This window comes from Allobosea sp. Root381, from assembly GCF_001429395.1.
Lineage (GTDB): Bacteria > Pseudomonadota > Alphaproteobacteria > Rhizobiales > Beijerinckiaceae > Allobosea.
Map to the genome: position 1 here is coordinate 128,177 of NZ_LMJT01000023.1, position 20,016 is coordinate 148,192.

Here is a 20,016-nt window from a genome sequence, read left to right on the forward strand (position 1 = left end):
TGCTTCGTCCTCAACCCTTCGCCTCGGGCGCGCCTGCGGCGCCGTCGCCGCCGCCCTTGTCTCCTGCGCCCTTCGGCTTGGCCGGCTGGGTCTCCTTGGCGACGCGCTGCATGTCGGAGGCCTCGCGCATCAGCCCGCCCATCTTGGCGAGGTTGCCCCCCTCGATGCCGATTTCCTTCAGCACCTGGTCGATCATCGGCGCCTGGACGCGGTAGCGCAGGGCGGATTCGATCACCTCGTCGGTGGGCGAGCGCGCCGCCCCGCCCGCTCCGCCGGCGCTGCCGCCGCCACCCGCCAGCCCATCGACATGGAGGATGCGGATGCCCTCGATCTTCTCCATCGGCTTGACGCTCTCGCGCACGATGCCCTCGATCTTGTCGAGCAGGCGGCGCCGGAACAGCCCGTAGCGGGCGCCGTCCGAAAGCACGTTCTCGGCCTCGTAGAGCAGCTTCTGCGCCTCGGCATCGACGGCCTTGCGGATCTTGTCGGCCTCGGAGGCGATGCGCGATTCCTCCGCGGCCTTCTCGGCGAGCAGCACCTCGACGGTCTTGCGCCGCCGCGCGCCCTCGCTCTCGCGGATGGTCTTGACCTTCTCCTCGGCCTCGACCGCCTTGCCGCGGGCGATCTCGGCATTGGCCTGGGCCGCGCTTTCCTCCAGCGACTTGGCGTAGAGCGCGATGGCCTTGTCCATCGCGGCGCTCTCGACCTCGCGCTCGCGCTCGATCTCGAGCTTGCGCAATTCGCGCTGGCGGCCGACGCGGGCCTCGTCGAGGCCGCGATCGGAGGAGATGCGGGCGCGCTCGACCTCTTCGTTCGAGGCGATCTGCGCCTCCTGCAGCGCCTGCGTCCGGGCGATGTCGAGTTGCTCCACCGCGCGGCGCCGCTCGATCCGCGCCGCTTCCAGCGCCTGCTCGCGGACGATGTCGACCGTCTCGACCTGCTGGCGCGCGGTGATCTCGGCCTGCCGCAGCGTCTTGTCGGCGTCCGCCCGCTCGACCCGCTTGGCGGCGATCGCGATGGCGCGATCCTCCTCCGCGACCTCGACCGCCTTCTTCTGGGCGATCTGCATCATCTCGCGGGTCTTGGAGGAGTCGATGCGCTCCTTTTCCAGGCCGAGCTCGGTCACGATGCGCTGGCGCTCCACCGTGTCGCGCCGCTTCAGCTCGGCGCTGTCGAGATCGGCGTTGCGCTTGATCTCGAGTTCCTTGGTCGCGAGCTCTGCCGCGATGCGCTCTGCCGACACCGCCTTTTCCTGGGCGATGCGGGCGGCTTCGGTGGCCTCGCGCGCCGAGATCTCCGCGGTCTCGATGGCCTGGCCGCGGAGGATTTCCAGGTTGCGGATCTCCTCGTCGCGGCGGATGCGCTCGCCGGAGACGCTGCGCTCCTGGGCGATGCGGGCTTTCTCGACGCTCTCGCGCGCCGAAATCTCGGCCGCCTCGACGGCCTCGGTGCGGCCGATCTCCAGCAGGCTCTTGCGCTGGTCGAGCGCAATCCGGTCGGCCGTGATCGCATCCTCCTGGGCGATGCGCGCCTTCTCGATCGCCTCGCGGGCGGCGATCTCGGCCTCGTCGAGCGCCCGGTTGCGGGCGATGCCGAGGGCACGGACGCGCTCCTCCTGGCCGATCCGGGCGGTCTCGACGGCCTCGCGCGCCGCGATGTCCTCCTGGTCGAGCGTGCGGGTGCGCTCGATCTCACGGTTGCGCACCTCCTGCTCGCGAGCGATGCGCTCGGCATTGACCGCCGTCTCCTGCAGGATCCGGGCCCTCTCGGTGGTCTCGCGCGCCGCGATCTCGGCGGCCTCGATCACCTGGGCGCGTTCGATCTCCTGCTGGCGGATGTCGCGTTCGGAGGCGATCCGGGCCGTATTGATCGCCTGCTCATTGGCGATGCGCGCCTTCTCGACCAGTTCGCGCGAGGCGATCTCGGCCTCCTCGACGGCCTGGGTGCGGGCGATCTCCTGCTGGCGGATGTCGCGCTCCGAGGCGATGCGGGCCTCGCTGATCGCGCGCTCGTTGGCGATGCGGGATTTCTCGATCTCCTCGCGGGAGAGGATCAGCGCCTGCTCGGCCTCGGTGTCGCGGGCGGCGCGCTCGCGGGCCACCTCGGCGCGCTGGACCGCGCGCCTGATCTCGATCTCGCGCTGCTGCTCGAGCCTCGCCGACTCGCTGTCGCGCTCGATGTCGAGCGCCTGGCGCTCGGCCTCGAGATTGCGGGTGCGGATGCGGATCATCGAGTCCTGCTCGATGTCGTTGCGCAGCTTCCGCTTGTCCTCGATCTCCTCGATGATCCGGGTCAGGCCGGCGGCGTCGAAGCGGTTCGACGGGTTGAAATATTGCAGGTCGGTCTGGTCGAGATCGGTCAGCGCGACGGATTCGAGCACGAGCCCGTTCTGGTCGAGCGCCTCGGCGGCGGCGTCCTTGACGCGCTGGACGTAAGTTCCCCGCTGCTCGTGCATCTCCTCCATCGTCATCTCGGAGGCGACGGTGCGCAGCGCCGAGATGAACTTGCCGGAGAGCAGGGCATTGAGCTGGTCGGGCTGCAGCGTCCGGCGGCCGAGGGTCGCGGCGGCGACGGAGACCGCCTCGCGCTGCGGCCGGACGCGGACATAGAACTCGGCGTCGATATCGACGCGCATCCGGTCCCGGGTGATCAGCGCGTCGTTGCTGGCGCGCGTCACCGCGAGTTGCAGCACGTTCATGTTGACCGGCGTGACGTCGTGGATGATCGGCAGCACGAAGGCGCCGCCGTTGATCACCACCTTTTCGCCGAAGAGCCCGGTGCGGACGAAGGAGACCTCCTTCGAGGAGCGGCGATAGAGCCAGTTCACCAGATAGACGACGATGGCGATGACGATCACCGCCACGATCAGCCACAGGATGAGCGATCCGATCAGCTGTCCCGTCATGTCCTCATCCTCCCGTCATGCCGTCCGCCGCCAGCCTCTCCCCGTTCAGCCCTCATCCCGAGGAGCGCCGCAGGCGCGTCTCGAAGGATGCTCCAGGAGGTGCCGGAAACGTCTGGACCATCCTTCGAGACGCCGCTTCGCGGCTCCTCAGGATGAGGGCTGTGGGGCAGGGCGGCTCTCACGATTTACGTTCCTTGCCGGCCTTGCGCGCCGGCTTTGCTGTCTTGGCCTTGGCGGGGTCGGTTCCGCGCCCGATCCGCTTGAAGGCGCGCGTCTGGTCGCGGATCGCGACCTCGACCGGCAGACGCTCCATCGAGGAGGCGCCGTAGAAGCCGTGGCAATGCCTGGTGTTCTTCATGATGAAGTCGGCATCGGCCGGCTCGGCGACCGGCCCGCCATGGACGAGGATGATCGCGTCCTTCTTCACCTTCAGCGCCGCGGCCGCCCAGGCATCGACCAGCGCCGGGCAGTCGGCGAGCTTGAGCGCCGTCTCGGCGCCGATCGAGCCGCCAGTGGTCAGGCCGAGATGGCAGACGATGATGTCGGCGCCGGCCTTCGCCATGGCGCGGGCGTCGTCCTCGCAGAAGACGTAAGGCGTGGTCAGCAGGCCCTTGGCATTGGCGAGCGCGACCATCTCGACCTCGAGGCCGTAGCCCATGCCGGTCTCCTCGAGGTTCTTGCGGAAGGTGCCGTCGATCAGGCCGACCGTCGGGAAATTCTGGATGCCCGCGAAGCCGATGCGCTTCACCTCGTCGAGGAAGACGTCCATGCTCCGGAACGGATCGGTGCCGCAGATGCCAGCGACGACGGGCGTCTTCCTGACGACCGGCAGCACCTCGGCCGCCATTTCCATGACGATGGCGTTGGCGTCGCCATAGGGCATCAGCCCCGAGAGCGAGCCGCGGCCGGCCATGCGGTAGCGCCCGGAATTGTAGATCACGATCAGGTCGATCCCGCCGGCCTCCTCGCATTTGGCCGAGAGGCCGGTGCCGGCGCCGCCGCCGACGATGGGCTCGCCGGCCGCGATCATGGCGCGGAAGCGCTTGAGCAGGGGCTTCTTGTCGAATGCGGTCATGACCTGCCTCCGCCCGCCCGCTCGCGGCGGCGGCCGGCGTGCAGCGACTGGAACTGCTGCACCAGCGCCGCGGCGAAGGCGGGGTCGTTGATGTGGTGCGGCAGGCGGATGAGCTGCCGGTTCAGGCCGGTCCGCACCGTCTGCTCCAGCGCCTGGAACAGGGCGGCATCGGCGGCGGGATCATGGAAGGGCTGGCCGGGGGCATCGAGCGCCGAGACGCCGAGCTCGGGGATGAGGAAGCGCACCGGGCCTTCCATCAGGTTCAGCCGCTCGCCGATCCAGCGGCCCATGCGGGCGTTCTCGTCCGGCGTCGTGCGCATCAGCGTGATCTGCGGGTTGTGCGGATGGAGCTTCCGGGCGCGATAGCGCTCCGGCACCGTCTCGGGCGCGAAGAAATTGACCATGTCGAGCGCCCCGACCGAGCCAACATAGGGAATGCGCGTGCGGATGATGGCGCCGAGGCGATCCTCGGTGGCGGGCAGCAGGCCGCCCATCATCATGTCGGCGATCTCGGTGGCGGTGACGTCAATCACCGCCCCGACCAGCCCGGACTCGACCAGCTTCTCCAGCGATTGCCCGCCGGTGCCGGTGGCGTGGAAGACGAGCGGCTCCCAGTCCTTCTCCAGCAGCTTCGCGACCTGCTGGACGCAAGGGGTGGTGACGCCGAACATGGTGAGGCCGACCAGCGGCTTCTCGGGCTCGGCTCGGCGCAGCGCGCTCTCCCGGCGCAGATCGGCGAGCCGCGCCTTCGCCATCGCCGCGACCGCGCGCGCCCCGTTGCCGAGCACCAGCCGCGAGACGCGGTTCAGGCCCTGCACGTCGGTGACGGCATGCATCATCGCGATGTCGGTGGCGCCGACATAGGCGCGGACATCGCCGGAGGCCATGGTCGAGATCATCAGCTTGGGCAGGCCGACGGGCAGGGCCTGCATCGCCGGCGTCACCATCGCCGTCGCCCCCGAGCCGCCGGCCGAGACGATGCCGAGCACGCCCTCCTGCCGCGGCAGCCAGGCCTTGAACGCCTCCGTCATCGCGGCGACCGCGGTGCCGCGGTCGCCCGAGGCGATGCCGGCCGAGCCGCGCGGGGAGGCGAGCGCGACCTGCTGCGGGGTGACGTCGCCGCCGGCGCTGCGGCCCGAGGTCGAGAGATCGACGAGCAGCGTGCGCAAGCCCTCGGCGCGGATCAGGTCGCGGATGTAGCGGAGTTCTTCGCCCTTGGTATCGAGCGTGCCGGCGACGACGACATAGGGATCGCCGGTCGCGGCTGCCGCGAGTGGGCGGATGGCGCCGACCGGCTGGCCGTCGCGCGTCGCCAGGACGGGCCGCGAGATGGTGCGCGCCTGGGCCTCGATCCGGGCGGCGGGCACGGGCTGCGACCAGCGCGTCGGGATGACCGGGTTGGCGTTGTAGACCCGCGTCGGCCCGGTCGGGGCGGCCGGAGCGGCGCGGGCGGCGGTCGCTCCCTCGGTCGCGGGCTCGGGCGCGCCGTCTGTCTCGTCATGGCCGTGGCGGCCGACCCCGAGCAGGCGCTGCTGCAGGTCGCGGTCGCCGGCGAGCGTCGCGGAAGCGATGACGCGGTTGACCCGGCCGTTGACCATGATCGCGACGGGGTCGGACATCTCCGTCGCGACGCCGATGTTTTGCTCGATCACCAGGATGGCAACGTCGCCCTGATCGGCGAGCCGGACCAGCATCTCCTCGACATGGGCGACGATGACCGGAGCCAGGCCCTCGGTCGGCTCGTCCATCACCAGCAGGCGCGGATTGAGCAGCAGGGCGCGCCCGATGGCCAGCATCTGCTGCTCGCCGCCGGAGAGCTGGGCGCCGCCATTGTTGCGCCGCTCGGCCAGACGCGGAAAGGCCTCGTAGATGCGCTCAGTGGTCCAGGCGCCACGCTTGCCGCGCTGCATCAGGCGCAGATGCTCGTCGACGGTCAGCGAGCGCCAGAGCCTGCGGCCTTGCGGCACGTAGCCGATGCCCAGCCTGGCGATCTCGGCCGGGGAGCGGCCGGCGATCTCCTCGCCGAACAGGCGGATCGAGCCGGAGCTGATCGGCACCAGCCCCATGATCGCCTTGCACATGGTCGTCTTGCCCATGCCGTTGCGGCCGACGACCGAGAGCACGCCGCTCTGCAGCGCGAGGTCGACGCCCTGCAGCGCATGAGAGCGCCCGTAGAAGACGTTCAGCCCCGCGATCTGCAGGACCGGGATGCCGGGGCCGGGGGGAGCCTTGAGGCGCTCAGCCATGGCCGCCTCCGAGGTAGAGTTCCTGTACCTCGGGATCGGATTCGATCTCGGCGGGGGCGCCTTCCTTGAAGATGCGGCCGTTGTGCATCATCGTCACGCTCTCGACGACGCGCAAAGCGACATCCATGTCGTGCTCGATGATGATGAAGCCGATATGGGCGGGCAGCGAGGTCAGGATATGGACGAGGTCGCGCCGCTCCGTCGGCGAAAGGCCCGCCGCCGGCTCGTCGAACAGGATGAAGCGCGGCGCGCCCGACAGGGCCAGCGCGATCTCGAGCTGGCGCTGCTGGCCATAGGCGAGCTCGCCGACGAGGCGGTCCTTGACCGGCGCCAGATGCACCGCCTCGACGAGGTTCTCGGCAGCATGGACCAGCGTGTCGTCGCGACGCGGGCGCATCAGCGAGAAGCGGTTCCGCGAGACGCCGCGGCAGGCGAGATAGACGTTGTCGAGCACCGACAGCCCCGCGAAGAGCGAGGAGATCTGGTAGGTGCGGCGCAGGCCGCGGCGAATGCGCTCCTGCGGCGGGAAGGCGGTCACGTCCTCGCCGAAGAAGCGGATGATGCCGGAGGAGGGCGCGAAATCGCCGGTGATGCAGTTGAACAGCGTGGTCTTGCCGGCGCCGTTCGAGCCGAGCACGCCGCGCCGCTCGCCCGGCCGCACCGAGAGCGTGACGTCGGACAGCGCGGCGAGTGCCCCGAACAGCCGCGAGACGCCGCGCAGCTCCAGCGCATTGGCCGAACCGGCGGAGGCGAGGGCATCACGACCGGGCACGGAGCTCACGGAGCCGGCGGTGGCGGCGATGGCGCTCATGGCTCGCCTCCGCCGATCCGCATCTGCGTGACGCGGCCGTCCTGGCTCCGGCGATAGCGTTCGCGCAGGCGTTGCCAGATGCCGACGAGCCCGTCCGGCGAGAACAGCACGATGATCAGGAAGCCGAGCCCGATCACCAGCTGGTAGCGGCGGCCGTCGAGCCCCAGCCCTTCCAGCATGTCGAGCGAGAAGGTCCGCAGCACGACATAGACCAGCGCGCCTACGAAGGGGCCGATCGGGCGGGTCAGCCCGCCGACCACGGCGATGATCAGGATGTCGACCACCGGGCCAACGCCGGCTGTGCCGGGCGAGACCTGGCGCTGGTACCAGACCAGCAGCACGCCCGCGGTCGCGGCGATCGCCGAGGCGAAGGTATAGGCGGCGACGCGATGCGCCATCACATCGAAGCCGAGCGCGGCCATGCGGCGCGGATTGTCGCGCGTGCCCTGCAGTGCCAGCCCGAAGGGCGCGCGCGAGACATAGAGCACGACCGCATAGGCGAGGGCGGCGAGCACCAGCGTCAGATAGTAGAACGGGATCGTGTCGCCCCATTCGACGCCGAGGAAGACCGGCGGCATGACGCCGTTGAAGCCGCTGAAACCGTTGAAGATCGTGTAGTTCTGCAGGGTCAGGTAATAGAAGGCCGAGCCGATCGCGAGCGTGATCATGATCGTGTAGATGCCCTCGGTGCGGACCGAGAGCGCCCCGCTCAGCGTGCCGAACAGGGTCGCGACCAGGATCGCGACCGGCGCCGCCATCCACCACGGCCATTTCAGGCTGATCTGCGTGATCGCGCTGTCGCCGAGGATGGCGACGAGATATGCGGCAAAGCCCGCGACCGTCATCTGCACTAGGCTGACGATGCCGCCATAGCCGGCGAGGAACATCAGGCTCAGCGCCACCATGCCGAGGATCAGCGCATAGGCGAGGATCTGGACCAGCCAGAACGGGCTGGCGAGCACCGGCATCACCAGCAGCAGCACCGACACTACCCAGAAGGCCGCGCCGCGGCGCGCCACCCAGGCCGAGAGGCCCTCGGTGGCGGGCGGGCGATAGCCGGTGGTGCGGGTGTCGATCACGGCCATGATCAGCGCCTCGCTGCCGCGAGGCCCTGCGGGCGGACCGCGAGCACCGCGACCATGATGACGAAGGTCAGCATCACCGCATAGGTCGGCATGTAGACCGAGCCGAACTGCTCGGCGAGGCCGACGATGAGCGCGCCCACCGCCGCGCCCGGGATCGAGCCCATGCCGCCGACGATGACGACGACCAGCGAGGAGAGCAGGATCTTGGTGTCCTCGCCCGGCTGCAGCGACTGGAAGGTGCCGCCGACGACGCCGGCAAGGCCCGCGAGCCCCGCCCCGAAGGCGAAGACCATGACGAAGACGAGCTGGACGCGCACGCCAGTGGCCGAGAGCATGTCGCGGTCGTCGACCCCGGCGCGCACCAGCATGCCAACGCGGGTGCGGTTGAGCGCCAGCCACATCGCGACGCCGAGCACGATCGCGCCGATCAGGATGGCGATGCGGACGAAGGGATAGGTCATCATCACCGCGTCGCCATTGCCGCGCAGCGCCACGACGAAGGGAAGCTGCACCGGGCCGGAGAGCCAGTCCGGCGTGGTGACCTGGAAGGTGTCGCCGCCATAGTTCCAGAGCAGCAGGTCGGCGAAGACGATCGAGAGGCCTATGGTGACGAGCGTCTGGCGCAGATCCTGCCCCTCCATCCAGCGGAAGAGCAGCACCTGCATCAGCACGCCGACGATGGCGACGATGACGAAGGCGGCCACGAGCGCGACGAGCCAGGAGCCGGTCAGCGTGCCGATGCTGTAGCCGACATAGCCGCCGAACAGGTAGAGCGAGCCATGGGCGAGGTTGACGTTGCGCATCAGGCCGAAGATCAGCGTGAAGCCGCTCGCCACGAGGAAATACAGCGCGCCCAGCGTGATGCCGTTGAACAGAGCGCTGAGGAAGACGCGCTTGCGGCCCATCATGGCCTCCATGCCCGGCGTCCAGACCGAGAAGACCAGCCAGGCGAGGATGCCGATCGCGATGATGATCACGAGCGACCAGACCGGGCGGCGGGCGATGAAATCAGACATTGGCCGCCCGCATGGAAGGGGCGGCCCGCAGGGGCCGGGCCGCCGGCAGGGGTGAGGGGTCAACCGTGCGCAGCACGCGCCGATAGTCCCGCGGCGCCATGCCCATATGGGCCGTGAAGAAGCGGGTGAAGACGCTCTGGCCGGAGAATCCGAGGCCGTCGCCGATCTGCGTCACCGGATCGCGCGAGAACACCAGCCGGTCGAGTGCGGCGTCGAGGCGCACCGTGTTGGAGAAGACGGTGGGGGTGACGCCGACCTGCTGCCGGAAGAGCTTGAAGAAATGGGCGCGCGACAGCCCCGCCTCGCGAGCGACGCGTTCGAGAGCGCCCTCATAGCTCGGATGATCCTCGAGCAGGCGGCAGGCGCGCAGCACGCGGCGATCGATCGCGCCTTCGGGAGCGAGATGGGCGAAGGAGGACGCGAGCTCCGGCTCGATCGGTTCGCTCGACGCCTGGGCCAGCGCCATCAGCACCGGGCCGGGATCGAGCTCGCGGCGCGAGCACAGCAGCATCTCGACGATCTTGTCGCGCCAGGCGGCGAGCTCGCGGGTGACGACCAGCTCCGAGGAGGGGAAGACGATGCCGCCGGGCGGGCTCATCGCCTGGGCCGCAAGCCATTCCGGCCGGAGATAGACGACGAGGAAGAGGCCGAAGCTGCCGGGGCTCTCCGGCTGGAAATTATGCGGCTCCCACGGATTGATGGCGATGCCCATGAAGGGGTCGACGCGGGTGGTCCGACCGCCGATGGTGACGAGGCCCCGCGAGCCCTCCAGGAAGAAGATCAGGTGGGCCTCGCGATGGGCGTGCAGCACCAGCGGGCGGTCGAGATCGTAGATCGAAACCCGGCCGAAGGGGCCGTGGCAGACCGCGACTGCGCGACTCATGGGTCCTCTCGCAAGCAGCTCCGGTGGGGCGGCACGAGCCTCATCAGGCAAGCCGCTCCCGCTGCGCCCCAAGCTGCGACTCGGGGCGCCTTCGACCGGGACGTGACGGGATGGAGGGGGAGCGCATGTCGCCCGGTTCCCCTCCAGCAGGCCTAGGCGCCTATTTCTTGCATTCCGGGTTGGTGCGCGAAGGCAGGCCCACAGCCTTGAAGGCTTCCGGGCTCAGCCCCATCGTCTTGTTGACGTCGGGGACGGTGCGCACGAACTTGTTGGTCAGCTCGCCATTCGGCAGTTCCGCGACCTCGGTGATGAAGGTCGTGGCGATCGCCTGCCGATCGTCGTCGAGCTTGATCTTGCCGTTGGGCGCGTCGAGCTCGACCTTGGCGAGTTCCGCCCGCAGCTTGGTGCCGCCGTCGGAAAGGTCGGCATTCACCTTGTTGAGCGCGGTCGCGAGCGCTGTGAAGGCGTTGTAGTAGTTCGTCGCGAAGAGCGACGGGCTGGCGAAGCGCTTGTCGGCCGGGAAGGCGTCCTGATAAGCCTTGACCCAGGCCTTCCAGCGCGGATCGTCCCAGGCGTCCGCGACGCCGCCCGAGGAGGGCGTGCCGACCAGGAGCTTCTTGGCGGCGCCCTTGGACGAGAGCACGGTCTGGTCGACCATGATCGAGCCGCCGACGAACTTCGCGTTGCCGCCAGTCTGGCTGTACTGGTTCAGGAAGTTGACCGCGTCGCCGCCGCCGAGGCCGAGGAACACCGCATCGACGTCATCGGGGATGTTGGCGATGACCGAGCCGAAATCCTTGGTGCCGAGCGGCACCCATTGGCGCTGGGTGATTTCGCCGCCGGCCTTGCAATAGCCGAGCGCGAAGCCGAAGACCTGGGTGTAGGGGAAGGAGTAGTCCTCCGCGATCACGGCGACCTTCTTGTAGCCCTTGTCCTTGAAGACGTAGTCGCCGAGGCCGGCCATCCACATCGCGCCGTTGCTGTTGAAGCGGAAATAGTTCGGCGACGGGTTGACGTAGGTGGTCTCGAGCGCTCCCGAGGAGCCATCGACGACCGTCACGTTCGGGACGGTCTTGGAATAGTCGCGGATCGCGATGCCCTCGGAGCCCGAGAGCGGGCCGACGATGACCTGGACCTTGTCCTGCTCGACGAGCTTGCGCGCCGCCCTGAGGGCGGAGTCGGGGCTGGCGTCGGTGGTCGCGATGATCAGCTCGACCTCGCGGCCGGCGATCTTGTTGCCGAGCTGCTTCAGCGCGACCTGCACGCCGCGCACGCCATCCTCGCCGCCGGACGTCAGTGCGCCCGACAACGTTGCCATCATCCCGATCTTGAGCTTTTCCTGGGCACCGGCGACCGATGACGCAGCAATGAGACTGCAGGCCGCGACGGCGGCCATAAGCACCTTCCGCATCGTATTTCCTCCCTATGTGTGTGGCCACACCGAAGGTTTCGACGGCGAGGCCGAGGCGGTTTCTTCGAGCCGCTCTAAAGGCAAGGTAGCACACGCGTTGATGCTGCCAAGATCACGGACATTGCGCAGGGTCTGCTTTTTGGGCCGTGGCTGGCGTCTATCCTCGTGATCACTGGCGGCGGCGCAGGCCATGCCGGTCGGCCGCTGCCGAGGAACGGCAGATCCGGGGAACGCCGAGCGACCACACCGCCTTTCCGGGGCTCTTCGCTGCCGAGCGCCGGAAAGACGGTGTGCTTCAGCCAAAGCCCGGTCCGCTCTCGGACAACAAAAAAGGCGGCGGGCTTTCGCCCGCCGCCTTTTTCTCATTTAGTCTTTTGGTCAGCCGTGAGCGCCGGTGGCCTGGCGAGCGGCCTCGGCCGCCTTGCGGCGCCTTCCGCCGAGATCGGCGAGCCAGCGCACCATCACGTAGAAGACCGGCGTGAAGATCAGGCCGAAGATGGTCACGCCGAGCATGCCGGCGAAGACCGCGATGCCCATCGCCTGCCGCATCTCGGCGCCGGCGCCGACCGAGATGGTCAGCGGCAGCACGCCGAGGATGAAGGCGAGCGAGGTCATCAGGATCGGCCGCAGACGGGTGCGGGCGGCGGCGACCGCGGCATCGCGCCGGTTCATGCCCTCGTCTTCCGCCTGCTTGGCGAACTCGACGATCAGGATCGCGTTCTTCGCCGCCAGGCCGACGAGCACGACGAGCCCGATATCGACGAGGATGTTCCGATCCAGCCCGGCATAGTTCACCCCGAACATCGCCGCCAGGATACACATCGGCACGATCAGGATGACCGAGAGCGGCAGGAGCCAACTCTCGTAGAGCGCCGCCAGCAGCAGGAAGACGAACACCACGGCGAGGCCGAAGGCGATGATCGCCGTGTTGCCGGCAAGCTTCTCCTGCAGCGCGATCTCGGTCCATTCGAAGCCGAAGCCGGGCGGCAGCTGCTCCGCCGCGATCTTCTCGACCGCGGCGATGCCCTGGCCCGTCGAATAGCCATGGGCCATCGAGAGCTGCACCTCGGCTGCCGGATAGAGGTTGTAGCGCGGCACGCGATAGGCGCCGGTCGTGTCGGAGAACGACGCGACCGAGCCGATCGGCACCATCTCGCCATCCGCGTTACGGGTCTTGAGATTGGCGACGTCGCGCGTGGTCAGGCGGAACGGATTATCCGCCTGCGCAGTCACGCGGTAAGTCCGGCCCAGGAGGTTGAAGTCGTTGATATAGGCCGAGCCCATATAGACCGACAACGTCTCGAAGATGCGCGTGATCGGCACGCCGAGCATCTCCGCCTTGGTGCGGTCGATATCGGCATAGATCTGCGGCGTCTTGGTCGAGAACAGCGTGAAGGGCTGCTGGATGCCAGGCACCTGCCCGGCCGAGCCGGCCACGGCCCAGGCCGCGCCTTCCAGTGCCGCGAGCCCGCGGCCGCTGCGATCCTGCACATAGCCCTTCAGGCCGCCGCCGGTGCCGATGCCCGGGATCGCCGGCGGCTCGATGACGAGGGTGAAGGCCTCGGTGATCGAGAACATCTGCTGGCGCAGGTCGTTCAGGATGCCGGCCGTGGTCAGTCCTTCCTTCTCGCGGTCCTTGAACGGAGAGAGCGTGACGAAGGCGACGCCGGTGTTCGGCGCGATGGTGAATGTCGCACCGTCGAGGCCGGCGAAGGCGACCGTATGGGCGACGCCCGGCCGCGACAGCAGCAGTTCGTTGGCCTTGCGCAGCACGGCATCGGTCCGCTGGAGCGAGGCTCCCGGCGGCAACTGCATCGCGACGATGAAGTAGCCGCGGTCGAGCTGTGGCACGAGGCCCGTCGGGGTCGCGGTCAGCCGCTGGGCGGTCAGCGCGATCAGGCCGGCATAGGCGATCAGCAGGATCACCGCGATGCGGATCAGCCTGGAGGTGACGCGGCCATAGGTCCGCGACAGCCAGTCGAAGCCGGCATTGAAGTAGTGGAAGAAGCCGCGGACCGGCGCGCCCAGCTTGTAGAAGAAGCCGTGCTTCTCGTTCGGGTCATGCTTCTTGTGCGGCTTGAGCAGCACCGCCGACATCGCCGGCGACAGCGTCAGCGAGACGAAGCAGGAGATCGCCGTCGAGGCCGCGATCGTGACCGCGAACTGCTGGTAGAAGGTGCCCTGCAGGCCGCTGATGAAGGCGGTCGGGATGAACACCGCGCAGAGCACGAGCGCGATCGCCAGCAGTGCGCCGCCGACTTCGTCCATCGTCTTGTGCGCGGCCTCCGACGGCGACAGGCCCTGCGCCAGATAGCGCTCGACGTTCTCCACCACCACGATCGCGTCGTCGACGACGATGCCGATCGCCAGAACGAGCGCGAGCAGCGAGATCGTGTTGAACGAGATGCCGACGGCGCTCATCACCAGGAAGGTGCCGACCAGCGAGACCGGGATCGCGACGATCGGGATGATCGCGGCGCGCCAGGTCTGCAGGAACAGGATCACCACGACCACGACGAGCAGCACCGCCTCGAGCAGCGTGCGCACGACGGCGTCCACCGACTCGCCGATGAACTCGGTCGGATTGTAGATGATGCGGTGCTCGAGGCCGACCGGGAACTGCTCCGACATCCGCTTCATCGTCGAGATCAGCGCATCCGAAGTCGCAAGCGCATTCGAGCCCGGCCGCTGGAAGACGCCGATGGCGACGGTGTTCTCGTTATCGAGATAGGCGTTGCTGGTGTAGTCCTGCGAGCCGAGTTCGACGCGGGCGATGTCGCGGACGCGGATGGTGCCGCCATCGGCGTCCGAACGGACGACGATGTTCTCGAACTCGGAGACGTCGGTCAGGCGGCCGAGCGTGTTGACCGAGAGCTGGAAGGCTTCGTCCGACTTTGCCGGCGGCTGGTTCAGTGCGCCCGCCGCAACCTGGACGTTCGCCGCCCTGAGGGCCGCGACCACATCGCCTGCCGTCAGGTTGCGTGCCGCGACCTTGGCGGGGTCGAGCCAGATCCGCATCGAGAAGTCGCGCGCGCCGAAGACCTGCACGTCGCCGACGCCATCGACGCGGGTGAGCACGTCCTTCACGTAGAGCGAGGCGTAGTTGGAGATGTATTGCGCGTCGCGCGAGCCGTCCGGCGAGATCATGTTGATGACCATCAGGAAGTCGGGCGAGGCCTTGCGCGTCTGCAGGCCGAGCTGGCGCACCTCCTGCGGCAGGCGCGGCTCGGCTGCCGAGACGCGGTTCTGCACCAGCACCTGCGCCTGGTCGATGTCGACGCCGGCCTTGAACACCACGTTGATCGTCACCCGACCGTCACCGGTCGATTGCGAGGTGATGTAGAGCATGTCGTCGACGCCGTTGACCTCCTGCTCGATCGGCGTCGCCACCGTGGCGGCGACGACCTCGGCCGAGGCGCCGGGATAGGTCGCGGTGATCGAGACGGTCGGCGGCGCGATCTCGGGGTATTCCGAGATCGGCAGCGAACGCTGGGCGATGGCGCCGGCGATCGTCAGCAGCACCGAAAGCACGGTGGCGAAGATCGGCCGGTCGATGAAGAAATGGGCGAAGCGGAACATGGAAATGTCCTGTCCGGGGAAATAGCGGGCGGGCGCCTAAGCGCGCGTGATCGGAAAATCAGGCCTCGCACGGCCCGGGAGCGGGCACCGGCCTCAGGCGAGGCCGGTGCGGAATTCGTTCATTTCGAGGTCGCGACCTTGATCTCGCCCGGCTGGGGCGTGACCGCGACGCCGGGGCGGACCATCGGATTGGCGCTGCCGCCGACGATTACCTTGTCCTCGACGGTCAGGCCGGAGCGGATCACCCGCAGGCCCTCGCTGATCGGCCCGAGCACGACGGGCTTCGGCACGACCTTGTTCTCGGCGCCGACCGTCAGCACGATCTTGCTGGCCTGGTCCGAGACGATGACGGTGTCAGGCACGAGCAGCGCGTCCGCTTCACCGGCGAAGAAGCGCAGGCGGCCGAACACGCCGGGTGTCAGCAGCTGGTTCTTGTTCTCGAACACGGCCCGGCCGCGGATGGTGGCGGAGCGCGCGTTCAGCGCGTTGTCGAAGAAGTTGACCCGGCCGCGACGACCCCATTCGGTCTCGTCCGAGAGCCGCACCTCGACCAGGGTCCCGCTGTCCCTGCTGGCATCCTCGCGCAGATTGGCCAGGCGGGCGTAGCGCAGGAAATCCGCCTCCGAGATGTCGAAGGTGAAGTAGATCGGCGCGACTGCGACGATGGTCGTGAGCAGCGTCGCGCCCGACTGGCCGCCAGCGATCAGGTTGCCCGGGTCGACGCGACGGTTCGAAATGCGGCCGGCGAGGGGCGCGCGCAGCTCGGTCCATTCGAGGTTGAGCTCGGCGGTCTTGAGATTGGCCTCCGCACCCTGCTGCGCGCCGATGGCGCTGTTCAGGTTGGCGCGGCGCTGGTCGACGTCGCGGGCCGTGATCGTGCGGTTGGCGGTCAACCCCTCGGCGCGCTCGACCTCGCTCTGCGACAGCTCCACCTGCGCCTTGGCGCGGGCGACTTCGGCACGGGCGACATCGACGGCCAGCTTGTAGGGGCGCTGATCGATGGTAAAGAGCAGATCGCCCTTCTGGACGAGCGAGCCGTCCAGGAAGTGCACCTGCTCGATGAAGCCGGAAACGCGGGCGCGGACTTCGACCTGCTCGCTGGCCTCGAAGCGGCCGGTGTACTCGTCCCAGTTGGTGATGCGCTTGGCGAGGGGGCTGGCGACCTGGACCGGCGGAGCCGGCGGCGCTCCCTGGGCGGCGGCGTCGAGCGCGGCGAGGCCGGTCGACGCGGTGAAAGCGGCGAGCACCAGACCGATGAAACGGCTGCGTGGCATGACGGAACTCCGAATGGCTGGGCCGGCGCGACCATGACGGCGCGGCAACCTTTGGCGCAAGAAGGATACAGTAGTGACGAATGTCAATAACCATCACCCGTCATCGTTCGTGAATTTGCTTCCGATAGGCCATATTCCCGTCAACCGGTTGCAGGAACGCAACGGCAGTGCACAATTGAGGCGGCGGGCTGCGGCCCCCTGATGGGCCACGGTGCTTGCCGCACGCTCGCCGACATCGTAACCCGTAAGCGACCACCGCAGCCGGAAGACGACAGATGAACGCGCATGCCCGCCCCGCCGACCCGAAAAAGCTGATCAAGGGCGCGACCGGCGACTGGGAGATCGTGATCGGCATGGAAATCCATGCCCAGGTCACCTCCAACGCCAAGCTGTTCTCGGGCGCCGCGACCGGCTTCGGAGCCGAGCCGAACGCGCATGTCAGCCTCGTCGATGCGGCCATGCCCGGCATGCTGCCCGTCATCAACGCCGAATGCGTCCGTCAGGCGGTGCGCACCGGGCTCGGCCTCAACGCCCAGATCAACAACCGCTCGGTCTTCGACCGCAAGAACTACTTCTACCCTGATCTGCCCCAGGGTTACCAGATCAGCCAGTACAAAAGCCCGATCGTCGGCGAGGGCGAGATCGTGGTCGATCTCTCGCCGACCGAGCAGATCACCGTTGGCATCGAGCGGCTGCATCTCGAGCAGGACGCCGGCAAGTCGATCCACGACCAGCATCCGACGATGAGCTTCGTCGACCTCAACCGCTCCGGCGTGGCGCTGATGGAGATCGTCTCGCGGCCCGATCTGCGCTCCGCCGACGAGGCCAAGGCCTATGTCTCAAAGCTGCGCACCATCCTGCGCTATCTCGGCACCTGCGACGGCGACATGGAGAAGGGCAACCTGCGCGCCGACGTCAACGTCTCCGTCCGCAAGCCCGGCGAAGAACTCGGCACGCGCTGCGAGATCAAGAACGTCAACTCGATTCGCTTCATCGGCCAGGCGGTCGAGACCGAGGCACGCCGCCAGATCGGCATCATCGAGGATGGCGGCACCATCGACCAGGAGACGCGCCTCTACGATCCGGCCAAGGGCGAGACGCGCTCGATGCGCTCGAAGGAGGAGGCGCACGACTATCGCTACTTCCCCGACCCGGACCTGCTGCCGCTCGAATTCGACGATGCCTTCGTCGAGGGGCTCAAGGCCGGGCTGCCGGAGCTGCCGGACGGAAAGAAGGCCCGCTTCATCGCCGAATACGGTCTTTCGCCCTATGACGCGTCGGTGCTCGTCGCCGAGCGCGAGCAGGCGGACTACTTCGAGGCGGTCGCGAAAGGCCGCGACGGCAAAGCCGCCGCCAACTGGGTGATCAACGAGCTGTTCGGCCGCCTCAACAAGGAAGGCCAGGACGTCACGACGTCCCCGGTCTCCGCCGTGCAGCTTGGCGGACTCGTCGACCTGATCGGCGAAGGCGTGATCTCGGGCCGCATCGCCAAGGATCTGTTCGAGATCCTCTGGACCGAAGGCGGCGACCCGCGCCAGATCGTCGAGGCCCGCGGCATGAAGCAGGTCACCGACACCGGCGCCATCGAGAAGGCAGTCGACGAGCTGATTGCCGCAAACCCCGACAAGGTCGAGCAGGTCAAGGCCAAGCCCACCATGCTGGGCTGGTTCGTCGGCCAGGCGATGAAGGCCTCGGGCGGCAAGGCCAACCCGCAGGCGCTGAACGAAATCCTGAAGAAGAAGCTCGGCATCGAGTGAGCATGTGACGCCAGACGGTCTGATCATCCGAGACGCCGAGACCGCCGACCTTGCGGCGGTACGGGCTCTTCTGGTCGATACCTGGCACGCCACCTATGACGGCATCTATGGCTGGCGGCGCGTCGCCGAGATTTCCAATGCCTGGCATTCGCTGGAGAACCTGACGGCCCAGCTCGGGCGCGAGAGCGGCGTCTTCCTGGTGGCGCTGACCGGCGACAAGATCATCGCGACCTCCTCGGCCCGCATCGAACAGGACCGGGCGGCGATGCTGACCCGGCTCTACGTGCTTCCGCCATGGCAGGGCATCGGCGTGGGCCGGACGCTGCTGCAGGTCACGCTCGCCTGCTTTCCGCAGGCGCCTGTGGCGCGGCTCGAGGTCGAGAGCCAGAACGAGGCCGCGATCGCCTTCTATGAGCGCATGGGCTTCTTCCTGCAGCGCCAGGCCCGCTTCGACGGCCGCGACGACACCCCCAACACCTTGCTGATGGCGAGGCGGCTCTTCGCGGAATGACGGGCGTGGCCGAGATCGTTTCGCATTCGGGAACAGGACTGTAATGGGCATAGCGAACGTTGACGCCGCGGGCATCGTCATCCGCCGGGCCCGTCGCGAGGATGTGGCGCGCATCGCCACCCTGATCATGCTGGGGGCACCGCAGCAGCGGAAGTCGGCTGCGGAGATCGCGGCGGAAACCCGCGACCCGGCCTATCTGGCGGCTTTCACCGAGGTGGATGCATCGCCGCACAATACGCTGTTCGTGGCGGAGCAGGCGGGGGAGGTGATCGGCACCTTCCAGGTCACGCTGATCCCGGGCCTCGCGGCGCGCGGGCGCAAGCGGGCCAAGTTCGAGAGCGTCCATGTCGCGCCGGAGTGCCGCGGGCAGGGCATCGGCGCGGTGATGATCCGGCATGCGCTCGCCTTCGCGCGGGAGCGCGGGGCGGGGCTGGCCGAGCTGACCTCCCACAACGACCGGCGTGACGCGCACCGGTTCTATGTTCGCCTCGGCTTCGAGCAGAGTCATCAGGGATTCAAGATAGCGCTCTGAGGCCGTTTCGGCCTTCGCGCAGCAGAAGCCTCTGCAAACGGACTGCGCAGCCCGATCGACCCCCTTTCTCGCATCGCGGAAGAAGCCTACAAATCGCTCCCCATCGTCTGCCGAGTCACCGGAAGCAGCCCATGCCCGCCAACCAGACCAAGCCGATCGAACTCTACTATTGGCCCACGCCGAACGGCTGGAAGATCAGCATCATGCTGGAGGAGTGCGGGCTGCCGTACAACCTCGTCCCGGTGAACATCGGCAAGGGCGACCAGTTCAAGCCGGAGTTCCTGGCGATCTCGCCCAATAACCGCATGCCGGCCATCGTCGATCCGGAAGGGCCGGATGGCAGGCCGATCTCGGTCTTCGAATCGGGGGCGATCCTGCAATATCTCGGGCGCAAGACCGGGATGTTCTATCCGGCCGAGGAGCGCGCCCGTGTCGGGGTCGACGAATGGCTGTTCTGGCAGATGGGCGGCTTCGGCCCGATGCTCGGCCAGACCCACCATTTCCGGCTCTACGCGCCGGAGAAGATCCCTTACGCGGTCGAGCGCTACACCAACGAGGCCAACCGCCTGTACGGCGTTTTGAACAAGCGCCTGGAGGGCCGCGACTATATCTGCGGCGCCTATTCGATCGCCGACATGGCCTGCATCGGCTGGGCCAAGGGCTGGGAGAAGCAGGGCCAGGACCTCAAGCAGTTCCCGAATGTCGCGCGCTGGCTCGAGACGATGCTGGCGCGCCCCGCGGTGCTGCGCGGCATCAAGGTCGGCGAATCGCTGCGCAATCCGGCCGGCATCAGCACGCCCGAGGAGAAGGCGATCCTGTTCGGCCAGAAGGCGCGCTGAGCCGCTGTGGCGGGCGAGCCTTGTGGGGCGGGGAGGGCGCGGCTATAAGCGCGCCGCATTCCCCCGAATTTCCCCAAGGCAAATTCTCGTTA

Annotated in this window: 14 protein-coding genes; 4 read left to right on the top strand and 10 right to left on the bottom strand. The window is 68.1% G+C overall.

Features of this window, described 5'->3' with window-relative positions; all coding sequences use genetic code 11:
- Nucleotides 1-10 precede the first annotated feature (10 nt).
- The 10 genes from ASE63_RS17815 to ASE63_RS17860 form a co-directional block, all read right to left on the bottom strand.
- Nucleotides 11-2,905: a flotillin family protein gene (locus tag ASE63_RS17815; RefSeq protein ID WP_056804193.1), complete on the bottom strand. Its 2,895-nt coding sequence runs from the start codon at nucleotides 2,903-2,905 to the stop codon at nucleotides 11-13.
- 178 nt (nucleotides 2,906-3,083) lie between these two features.
- Complete coding sequence (locus ASE63_RS17820; protein ID WP_082610068.1) at nucleotides 3,084-3,980, bottom strand: phosphoenolpyruvate hydrolase family protein; 897 nt, start codon at nucleotides 3,978-3,980, stop codon at nucleotides 3,084-3,086.
- Nucleotides 3,977-6,226, bottom strand: a complete 2,250-nt coding sequence (locus ASE63_RS17825; protein WP_056804196.1) for an ABC transporter permease — start codon at nucleotides 6,224-6,226, stop codon at nucleotides 3,977-3,979. The genes ASE63_RS17820 and ASE63_RS17825 overlap by 4 nt, the downstream gene beginning before the upstream one ends.
- The gene (locus tag ASE63_RS17830; protein WP_082610069.1) at nucleotides 6,219-7,037 is read right to left on the bottom strand and encodes an ABC transporter ATP-binding protein; all 819 of its coding nucleotides are present in this window, start codon (nucleotides 7,035-7,037) and stop codon (nucleotides 6,219-6,221) included. Before ASE63_RS17830 ends, ASE63_RS17825 begins: the two co-directional genes overlap by 8 nt.
- On the bottom strand, nucleotides 7,034-8,122 hold the full coding sequence (locus ASE63_RS17835) for a branched-chain amino acid ABC transporter permease (protein WP_056804199.1): 1,089 nt from the start codon (nucleotides 8,120-8,122) through the stop codon (nucleotides 7,034-7,036). The genes ASE63_RS17830 and ASE63_RS17835 overlap by 4 nt, the downstream gene beginning before the upstream one ends.
- A 2-nt stretch (nucleotides 8,123-8,124) precedes the next feature.
- Entirely contained in the window at nucleotides 8,125-9,138 is a 1,014-nt protein-coding gene (locus tag ASE63_RS17840) for a branched-chain amino acid ABC transporter permease (RefSeq protein WP_056804202.1), read from the bottom strand.
- A complete protein-coding gene (locus ASE63_RS17845; protein WP_056804205.1) occupies nucleotides 9,131-10,021 on the bottom strand; it encodes an AraC family transcriptional regulator in 891 nt (296 codons plus the stop codon). Before ASE63_RS17845 ends, ASE63_RS17840 begins: the two co-directional genes overlap by 8 nt.
- 160 nt (nucleotides 10,022-10,181) lie before the next feature.
- Entirely contained in the window at nucleotides 10,182-11,432 is a 1,251-nt protein-coding gene (locus ASE63_RS17850) for an ABC transporter substrate-binding protein (protein WP_056804208.1), read from the bottom strand.
- Nucleotides 11,433-11,810: 378 nt separating this feature from the next.
- Entirely contained in the window at nucleotides 11,811-15,011 is a 3,201-nt protein-coding gene (locus ASE63_RS17855; RefSeq protein WP_056804211.1) for a multidrug efflux RND transporter permease subunit, read from the bottom strand.
- Between the two features lie 119 nt (nucleotides 15,012-15,130).
- On the bottom strand, nucleotides 15,131-16,285 hold the full coding sequence (locus ASE63_RS17860) for an efflux RND transporter periplasmic adaptor subunit (protein ID WP_056804215.1): 1,155 nt from the start codon (nucleotides 16,283-16,285) through the stop codon (nucleotides 15,131-15,133).
- Between the two features lie 275 nt (nucleotides 16,286-16,560).
- Here ASE63_RS17860 and gatB point away from each other — a divergent pair, with 275 nt between their 5' ends.
- The 4 genes from gatB (at nucleotide 16,561) to ASE63_RS17880 (ending at nucleotide 19,924) form a co-directional block, all read left to right on the top strand.
- Nucleotides 16,561-18,042 (top strand): Asp-tRNA(Asn)/Glu-tRNA(Gln) amidotransferase subunit GatB, encoded by a 1,482-nt coding sequence (gene gatB, locus ASE63_RS17865; protein ID WP_056804216.1) that lies wholly within the window; start codon nucleotides 16,561-16,563, stop codon nucleotides 18,040-18,042.
- Nucleotides 18,043-18,046: 4 nt separating this feature from the next.
- On the top strand, nucleotides 18,047-18,553 hold the full coding sequence (locus ASE63_RS17870) for a GNAT family N-acetyltransferase (protein ID WP_056804219.1): 507 nt from the start codon (nucleotides 18,047-18,049) through the stop codon (nucleotides 18,551-18,553).
- A gap of 43 nt (nucleotides 18,554-18,596) precedes the next feature.
- Entirely contained in the window at nucleotides 18,597-19,085 is a 489-nt protein-coding gene (locus ASE63_RS17875) for a GNAT family N-acetyltransferase (protein ID WP_082610070.1), read from the top strand.
- A 131-nt stretch (nucleotides 19,086-19,216) separates the two neighbouring features.
- Nucleotides 19,217-19,924 (top strand): glutathione S-transferase N-terminal domain-containing protein, encoded by a 708-nt coding sequence (locus tag ASE63_RS17880; RefSeq protein WP_056804221.1) that lies wholly within the window; start codon nucleotides 19,217-19,219, stop codon nucleotides 19,922-19,924.
- Nucleotides 19,925-20,016: the final 92 nt, after the last annotated feature.